Here is a 7550-nt window from a genome sequence, read left to right as displayed (position 1 = left end):
TGGTTCCTCAGTTGGTGCTCTCCACTTTTTCCGGGCAAGTCCAGAAAGCGATCCGCGTGCCTTCGGGGCAGTGCACCTCGGTCTCCTTGCGACGCTTGGCCGAGAGATAGGCCCGGCTGTCCACCACGGCGGAGGTGAGGCCGCGATGTGAGACCTTGGATCCGGTGCGGGGGAGCCAGGGCGAACCGGTGGCGGCCGAGAAGTGGTCTACGGCCAGATCGCGCATCTGCTCGAAGGCGTCGCGATGGTCCCAGAGCTTGAGCCCGATCATCTGGAGGCGCTCGAGTTCGACCGAGGCGACCTCGGAGCCGTCCTGTAGCCCCAAGCTTTCCCTGACCTCGAATTCGTTGTCGTCGAGAAGCTTCTGGATATGGGTGAGCCGACGATGGAAGATCGAGGTGAGGGACCAGAGCATCTCTTCGAGATTGTCTTCCAACTGGCTGCCAGTGAGGAGGCCGATGGTGGTGTCAAAGAGGGTCGCCATGGCGAGTTCGACTTCGTCGGGCTGGGGCAGGGGGCGGTGATCGGTCTCGCCGGGTCCCGGTGTTGCGCCGTGAAGTGCCAGGTGGTCGAGGATGCCGGAGGTCACGCCGGTCTCCTCTTGGATGTCTGTCTGATGGGGCATTGTCTGGTTCCTCTGTTTGATCTGACCCGATTTGGATGGGGCGATATCAGGACCGGCGGCGACCGGGCCGCATCCGTCAGGATCGGAGCGCAGCGGAGAATGCGCCCAAGGCCGGAAAATTGCTCCCGCGAGGAATGGCCCGAAGGGGCAGGGGAATTTTCTGGTTCGGGGGGCATTGCTGCCCGGGCGAGGGGCACTCTGCCCCGACCCGCCGGTCCATCGCTCCCCTTATCCAAACGGGATCAGATCGAACCCGCGGAACCTTTGCCCTGTCCGGCATCACCGGGGAGACTGGCGCTCATCCGTCCTCGATCTCCAGACCGTTTGCCTTCATGGCCCCTAACAGAGACCGGCGCAGCGCATCTCTGCCAAATGTCCGCAGATCATCGTTGAAATCGCCCAGTTCAGGGACGAGATAACCGCAGGAAATTCCTCGATATTCCAGTTGGTTACGCAATCTTATGGATGCATTGCGTCCGGCATCGTCATTGTCCCGCGCGATCCAGATGCGCTGAATCCCCGGCGATGGAATGAAGAGGCCGAGATGGGTGGCGGTGAGACAGGAGGCGAGGTCGAACTCCGGGAGAGCCGTTCCGATTGAGAGGGTGTTTTCGAGCCCTTCGCCGACGATGAGATCCGAGCGACCCGCGCCGGCCCAGAAGCGGATGGCATGGCCGTGCAGCTGCCCAAGGATCCGTTTGGGTCTCTCGATCGTGGCCAACCCGTCGGTAGACGGGTCGAGATAGACCCGCGCGCATCCGGTGATCTGGCCCCGTTTGTCGGTGATCTTTGCGAGCAGGGCAGGGGCCCTTCGCGGCTGATCGGGATCGTCCTCGCCCTGCCGCAGGAAGACTCGAGGGTGATAGCGCAGGGCAGGTCCAAGCCGTGTGATGCCGCGCCCCTGCAGATAGGTGGCGGCCGGGGTGCCAAGCACCGGCTTGCCAGCGGCAAAGAGCTTCCGCGCCCGCGCGATGCGTTTGGCGGAGGCTGCATCAGGGCGCTCAGCCCTTTGGGTGTCTCGAGGTGCGGCAGGGCAGGGGGCCTCGCCGAGAAAGGACCGGGCCTCCCTCAGCGTCTCCTTGAGCGTGACCGACCCAAGCCGTTCCTGCAGCAGGTCGATGAGATCGCCATATTCACCCGTCGCGAAATCTTGCCAGGATCCGGCCTTGCGCTCACCTTGAGCTTGCAGACGGATGGCGAGGCTTTGGCCCTTTGCACCGGACGTGTCGCCGACCTGCCAATAATTGCCCTGCTTACGACCCTCGGGGAAATACTGGCGGCAGAAACTCTCGGCACGGTCTGCCAGAGCGGCCGAGAGGTCTGCGATGCTGCGCCGCGCGCTCATGCGGCGACATCCGCTGCGCTGGCACCCACCGGGTGCTCAGCCAGAACCCGCGCCAGCACGTCAGTGCCATCCACTGGGATGAACACCCGAGTCTTCCACTGGATCACCTCGGCAAAACAACCCATCGCTTTCAGACGGGGCAGGGCCGCGCCCGACGCGCCGATCAGCTCAAGTCTCGGCTGTCCCATGACCAACGACCGGCGCAACTGGTAGCCGCCGAGGAGGTTCAGGGTCGTCCTGGCTTCCATCACCGCGCTGAGCACTTCCTGCGGCGACATCTCGATCTGACAATCGAGACCAAGGCGTGAATAGACATTCAGGAGCTGCTCCTGACTGACGAGACGGCCGATAGCGCGCTCCCCGTCCTCGGCCTGCAGGCGGTAAATGCGCATGTTGTCGGCAGGAAGCCGGTCCCAGATCGGCAGGAGGAGGCCGCAGATCAGCGTGATCTTCGATGTGGTGAACTGCGGCACCGCGTCGACCTCAGCCTGCCAGAGCTGTTCGAACATCGCATCGTCTATCTCTTCCCAGTGCGATTTCGAGAACTCGGTGAGGGCGAGGATCTCGGTCGCCATGGGCCGTAGCAGTTTCACCCGCAGGATCGGTACGCCATCCTCATCCATGAAGGCCGGCGCCTTCACCATCAGGGCCGCGCGTTTGGAGGTCTTGTTCCAATAGAGCGTCGCGCCTTTGTTATCAGCGCAGATGGCTTTCACGCGGGACAGGGTGAGCGGATCGTTTCGATCCGTACGCTCAACGGTCAGGGCGGTGGCCGTCGCCCCCGTCGCCTCATGTTCGAAGATCACCTTGCGGTCGACGATCTCGAATTTTTCGGCGCGCAGGGTCTCTAGCCCGACGTCCAGCGTGCCAGCCTGCCGTGCGTCCTCGATGATGGCCGAAAGTAACCCGCCGAAAGCCTCGAAGATCGCGTCCTGCATGTCGATCCGCAGTGCCAGACAGCGGTTCAGGAACTGCTGGATAGGCGGCAGATTCTCTTTCATCGTGCCATCCGCCTCATCGAGTGTCAGCCCGGTCATCTCCTGGAACCTGGCATATGAGCAGGCGTCGATCTTGCCCGCCCGCAGCTTGTAGAAGAACTGTCGCAGCGCCGCGCGTGCGTAGGGGCTCTCAAGATTGTCCTCGGCGCGGAACATGTTCTGGCCGCCGGTTTCGCGCTGCCCCTTGGTGATCGCCCCGAGCGTGTCGAGGCGGCGCGCGATGGTGGAGAGGAACCGTTTCTCACCCTTCACGTCTGTTGCGACGGGTCGAAACAGCGGCGGCAGCGCCTGATTGGTGCGGTTGGTGCGCCCGAGCCCCTGGATCGCATTGTCGGCCTTCCAGCCGGGCTCAAGGAGGTAATGCACCCGCAGGCGCTGGTTCTTGGCCCCGAGATCGGCATGATAGCTGCGCCCGGTGCCACCGGCATCGGAGAAGATCAGGATGCGCTTGGCATCATCCATGAAGGCCTGGGTTTCTCCGAGGTTGGAGGAAGCGGGACGCTTCTCGACCTTGAGCCGCCCCTCCCGCGTCTTCACGATGCGCCGTTTGCGCCCCGTGACCTCGGCCACAGCCTCCCCTCCGAAATGCCAAAGGATCTGGTCGAGAGCACCCTGTACTGGGGCGAGGGCACCGAGATGCTCGACAAGCTCGTCCCGCCGCCGCTCCGCCTCGCGGCAAATGATGTGATTGCCATCGCCATCGACGGCCGGGCGCGAGCGCAGATCCCCGCTCTCGTCGGTGTAAGGCTCGAAGAGCCGCGTCGGGAAGGAATGCATCAGGTAGTCCATGATGTTCTCGCGCGGCGTAAAATCGACCTGCAGATCATCCCACTCCGAAGGCGGGATCTCTTCGAGACGCCGTTCCATCACCGCCTCGCTGGTCGACACCACCTGGATCACCGCCGAATGTCCCGCCGCCAGGTCCGCCTCGATGGCGCGGATCAGCGAGGGGCATTTCATGGCGGTGATGAGGTGGTTGAAGAAGCGCTGCTTGTTGCTCTCAAACGCCGAGCGTGCGGCGGATTTGGCCTGAGGGTTCAAGGTGCCTGTCTCAGACGAAATGCCAGAGGCTTGTAGGGCAGCCTCAAGGTTGGTGTGGATGATCTGGTAGGCATCAGCGTAGCTGTCGTAGATCGCGACCTGGGCGGGCGTCAGCTCATGGACCAGCATCTCGTATTCGACCCCGGCATAGGAGAGGGACCGCGCGAGATAGAGCCCAAGCGCCTTCAGGTCGCGGGAAATCATCTCCATGGCGGCGATGCCCCCGGCCTCCATCGCGGCGACAAATTCTGCCCGCGTCACGAAGGGGAAATCTCCCGTGCCCCAGAGACCGAGGCGCGAAGCATAGGCAAGATTGCCAACGACCGTCGCCCCGGTGGCCGAGACATAGAGTACGCGGGCGTCGGGCACGGCGTTTTGCAGCGCGAGGCCCGCAAGGCCTTGTTGAGAGGCCTTTTTGTCGCCGCGGTCGGACTTTTCGCCGGCGGCATTGGCCATGGCGTGGCTTTCATCAAAAGCGATGACCCCGTCGAACCCCTCGCCGAGCCAGGAGGTCACTTGCTCGAGGCGGGCAGCCTTGCCCTCACGTTCAGCCGAGCGCAGCGTGGCGTAGGTAACGAAGAGGATGCCCTCGGGCAGGCGTATGTCGCTGCCTTGGCGGAATTTTGAGAGCGGCACGATATCGCTTTCACGCCCGCCGAGCGCCATCCAGTCGCGTCGCGCATCCTCGATGAGCTTGTCGCTCTTCGAGACCCAGACCGAGCGGCGACGCCCCTGCAGCCAGTTGTCGAGAATGATACCCGCGACCTGTCGCCCTTTACCGCATCCAGTGCCATCACCGAGGAACCAGCCCTTGCGCAGGCGGAAGGCGCCTTCGTCACCCTCAGCCGCTGCAATCAGTTGGCCTTCGATCTCGCCACGCTTGAACAAGCCTTTGAGATGCGTCTCGTGTGCATTGCCCGCGTAGATCACGCTTTCGAGCTGCGGCGCAGAGAGGAGACCGTCTCGAACGAGGGTCTTCGGCAGAACGGGGCGGTAGCTCGGCACGGGCGGCGGCACCGAGGCCATGGCGGCGGATTGCACAAGTGCTGTCGGATGCTCCGCCGCGCCGTCGATCCGGATCGCCTGCAGGTCATAGACCTCGTAGACCGTGTCCTGCAACGTGCCATAGGGTTCGCTCCAGGCTTTTGGCAAGTAGTCGAGCGGGGCCGTCTCGATGTCGTCGAACGGATGCTTCGCGCGTTCCTCGGCGAGCGCACGGGTTTCTTTGCGTGCTGCGTTGCGCAGGGCGTGGAGGTTGGTGCGGGTCGGCTGAGACGGGACCGAAAGGGCCGATGTGGTGGGGCAGGGCGGGGGGCTGCGGCGTTCCGGGCAATGGGCGAGTACTACGGAGAGAAGATCACTCGTGGTCGCGCAGATCGGATGATAGGCGGCGTCAATATCAGCCGGTGCGGTCTCTTCAGCACCAGCCGCGCGCTTATCGATTACCGTCAACCGCGTGTCGATCGTGGTGCCATGCCGTGCGAAGACCTTGCCGTCGATGGGGGCCGAAAACACGACATCGGCGCTCTGGCCGATCCGCTGAAATGTCGACTGGAAGGATTTCAAAGAGGGACGGAAGCTTTCGCCGGTGATGACGACAAGCCGCCCACCAGGCGCGAGGCGTGCCAGGGCGGAAAGCACATGCTGACTGGTCGCTTGCCTAAACCGGCCCTCGACATGGTTGGCAGCGGAAAACGGCGGGTTCATCACCACGACCGAGGGCGTGATCGAGCGATCAAGACGATCGTCGATCGAGGCAGCATCGTGGTCAGATACGGCGGCATCGGGGAACAACTGCCCCAGTAGGGCGCGGCGCGTGTCGGCAAGTTCATTCAGCGCCAACCGTGCACCAGCGATCTTTGCAAAGATGGCCAGCATGCCCGTGCCCGTCGACGGCTCGAGCATCAGGTCGTCGTCCCGAAACCCGGCGGCCTGCGCGACGATGGCCGCGAGGGGCAAAGGCGTGGAAAACTGTTGCAGACGGATACTGTCTTCGGAGCGGCGCGTGTGAGACGGGGCCAGAGCCGTGAAACGTTCGATCATGGTGAGGAAGGCCTGCGGCGACAGTGCCTGACGCTGCATCAGCGCGCCGTAGCGCGAGAGTATAAGGATTTGGGCGACCTCGGCCGCCTCATAGGCGTCTTTCCAGACCCAGGCACCACTTGTGTCACTGGCACCGCAAGCATCTTCCATCGCGGCGCGAAGTGCGGCGGCGTCGATGGACCTGCCTGCCTCGAAAACGGGGACGAGGATTTTCGCAGCCTGCATCAGGTTTTGGGCGAAGCGTGGGGCATCCGGCAGGGCAGGGGCTTCGGGCTCGGTTGCAAGTTGGACGGAATGGGGGTGAGCGTTCATCGGCAATCTCCGGGGTTGAGGGTTGGCCCCGAGCCCCGCGTGCACTCTCTCACCCGGGAGGGGTCACCCCTCCCGCCCTGTCTCTCACTCTTTCATGGCCTCGAAAACTGAAGTCTTGGCAGCGAAAACTTATCCACAAAATCTGGGGATGACGCTGTGGGCGTTGTCGCGCAAACCCATGCCAGGCTGCTGGGACACGGCCGTGCCTGCATTTTGGGCACCTCCAGCGAAACGGACCCGACACACAGCAAGCTCGGGGACCGAATGGTCAACGAGGAGAAATCGCAAGAGCTCAGAATGGGGATCTGCAAATAAAAAGGCGACATCCGGGAGGAGGTGGATGCCGCCGATTATTCCGGATCGGCTCAGGGAGGAGGAGAGAACCGATCACAAGAGCGAACATAGGAGCAATGCTGCAGTCGCACAATGGGCGGGCTATGACTTTTCTGCAATGCAGCAATGCATGTCCGCGATCGGGTGCTGCCCATAGTTCCGGTGTGTGGCGGCGAGTTATTCTATGGATATGCGGTCAATGCACCGGTCGCGGGTGGCGCATGGGGATCGGACCGAGGAACGGCATTCCGCGCCTCCGGCAAACAATGCGTCTCATAGGCGCCAACAAACCCCCAGCAAGCGTCGATCTCCTCGCCACCCTGTTCGACGATGTAACCATAGACACGCCCACCAAGGTAAGAATCGTAGTCGGCGGTCTCACCACGTAAGATGTCTACAGCCTGTTCGCGCAGGGCCTTGGTCACGCGTTTTACACCGAATTCCTTTCGGACCGCTTCGAGCGTCACGTAGACGTAACCGACCTGCCCAGAATCCCACGGGCAGTGGAACCCGACGGTGTTCATCGCGAGACCGGAATGGTCATAGAGAAACACAGGCAGAATGATTGCCTTCCGCTCGGCGCGGTCCCGCAGACGATCCATCGAGAGATCGCTCTGATCCGAGACGCCCGCAAGATCGCGCAGGAACGCCTCAGGGCTGTCGTACTGATGGCTGTCACCCAGCCGATAGCGGCGGTGCCAGCAGATCAGCGTACCGAGGTTGCACCACTCTCGTGGGTCCTCAGCGTCGGGGTCGTGGTAGATCTTGATCGTGTGGCCCTGGTGGACCTCCTCGTAGACGGGATCTTGCATGTCCATGTCCTTTCTCGAAACGCAATCGACCCGCCAAGCCG

General features: G+C 62.9%; 4 protein-coding genes. All 4 read right to left on the bottom strand.

The features are described 5' to 3' along the window. Positions 1-7 precede the first annotated feature (7 nt). On the bottom strand, positions 8-625 hold the full coding sequence (locus VK682_RS25225) for a hypothetical protein (protein WP_324782781.1): 618 nt from the start codon (positions 623-625) through the stop codon (positions 8-10). Positions 626-923: 298 nt separating this feature from the next. Next, positions 924-1970: a DUF7146 domain-containing protein gene (locus tag VK682_RS25220; RefSeq protein WP_064225045.1), complete on the bottom strand. Its 1047-nt coding sequence runs from the start codon at positions 1968-1970 to the stop codon at positions 924-926. Further along, on the bottom strand, positions 1967-6364 hold the full coding sequence (locus VK682_RS25215; RefSeq protein ID WP_037930959.1) for a strawberry notch-like NTP hydrolase domain-containing protein: 4398 nt from the start codon (positions 6362-6364) through the stop codon (positions 1967-1969). Before VK682_RS25215 ends, VK682_RS25220 begins: the two co-directional genes overlap by 4 nt. 515 nt (positions 6365-6879) lie before the next feature. Then, complete coding sequence (locus tag VK682_RS25210; protein WP_037931030.1) at positions 6880-7509, bottom strand: hypothetical protein; 630 nt, start codon at positions 7507-7509, stop codon at positions 6880-6882. Positions 7510-7550 lie beyond the last annotated feature (41 nt).

Origin of the sequence: Salipiger marinus (genome assembly GCF_035481585.1) — a bacterium.
GTDB lineage: Bacteria > Pseudomonadota > Alphaproteobacteria > Rhodobacterales > Rhodobacteraceae > Salipiger > Salipiger marinus.
Note: the sequence above shows the minus strand (reverse complement) of the source record. Positions and strands in the feature narration are given on the sequence as shown.